The sequence below is a fragment of the Ruminococcus sp. CAG:379 genome, assembly GCF_000434255.1.
GTDB classification, from domain to species: Bacteria; Bacillota; Clostridia; order Oscillospirales; family Ruminococcaceae; genus Ruminococcus_F; species Ruminococcus_F champanellensis.
Genome location: NZ_FR894918.1, coordinates 967 through 1,966, shown reverse-complemented (window position 1 = coordinate 1,966; position 1,000 = coordinate 967). Strand labels below are relative to the sequence as shown.

At 47.0% G+C, this 1,000-nt stretch carries 2 protein-coding genes and 1 pseudogene; 1 reads left to right on the top strand and 2 read right to left on the bottom strand.

Features of this window, described 5'->3' with window-relative positions; translation table 11 throughout:
* A pseudogene (locus QVO51_RS09350) lies at positions 1-257 on the bottom strand (phage tail family protein); the annotation flags it as partial.
* A gap of 101 nt (positions 258-358) precedes the next feature.
* On the opposite strand from QVO51_RS09350, the gene QVO51_RS09345 reads away from it, so the two are divergent.
* Positions 359-592, top strand: a complete 234-nt coding sequence (locus QVO51_RS09345; protein WP_288168080.1) for a hypothetical protein — start codon at positions 359-361, stop codon at positions 590-592.
* A 37-nt stretch (positions 593-629) separates the two neighbouring features.
* Here QVO51_RS09345 and QVO51_RS09340 read toward each other — a convergent pair whose 3' ends face one another.
* Positions 630-923, bottom strand: coding sequence for a hypothetical protein (locus tag QVO51_RS09340; RefSeq protein ID WP_288168079.1), 294 nt, complete (start codon positions 921-923; stop codon positions 630-632).
* Between the last annotated feature and the right edge of the window lie 77 nt (positions 924-1,000).

Genomic DNA, 1,000 nt, shown 5'->3' with positions numbered 1-1,000 from the left:
GGCTTGGCCACCTTGTATAGCTGATGCCTTCGGGCTTCCACGCCCACACCACGCATCTCAAAGGAAATGACGACATTCCGCTTTTCTATGAAAGCATTGTTCAGGTAGCTTCCGTCCATGCCCGCATAGCTGGAGGTGCTGATCGTGCCGGTGGGAGGATTTAGTCCTTCCACCCGCGATGTCATATACTGATTTGCCGTGGCGGTCATATCAACACGATCGCCGTTGGCATTTTCGAGGATAAGTTTGAAAAACATGGTTGCACCCCCTTTACTTTTTCGGAATGAATGTGCTATAATAGAAAAAAACGTAGCGCGGGCTCTCTGCGCTAAATCGGAATTTAAAGGTAAAATAACTTATGGTATTAGAGATTGAACATTATAAGTATGATACACGCTTGATTGGAAAAACAGAGGATATTTCAGAATTGAAAAGGCAACTAATGGAAGCTGAAACTCTATATGATAAGAGAACAGACAATTTTACCCAGCTTTTTTGCAGAATGTTTCATTGGAGTGTAACAGATACTGACGAACTTCCCGATTATGTTTATGATAGAGATACCAAGTGCCTTTATAAGCCTAAATTATGATTTATCGAAGCAATAGGGCAGGCAAAAGCCCACCCCATCACACATTCAGCGCATTCCGTGTCATACGATAAATTTCCAGCCGTGACAGTGACTTAGGCGAATTATTCGTCTGGTTGACAGTCCGGCTGTTGTCGTTGTTATAGTTGTTGATGACCGTTGCTCTCGCGCCGCCGTTCATCATTGCGCCGTAATCGCCAGCGGGGGCTCCCTGCCCGGACATATCAACATTCAGACCGGACTGCATTGTCAGCGTCATGGCATCAGCCACATCGGATACAGCCGCCTCGACATACTTCTTGCTCTTGTCGATGCCCTTTGCCAGTCCCTGCATGAAGTCCGGCATTCAGCTCTCGAAATCCGCAAGAGGTCCCTCGTCCGGCACAGAGAAGTGCAGGAAGGAGCGAATCT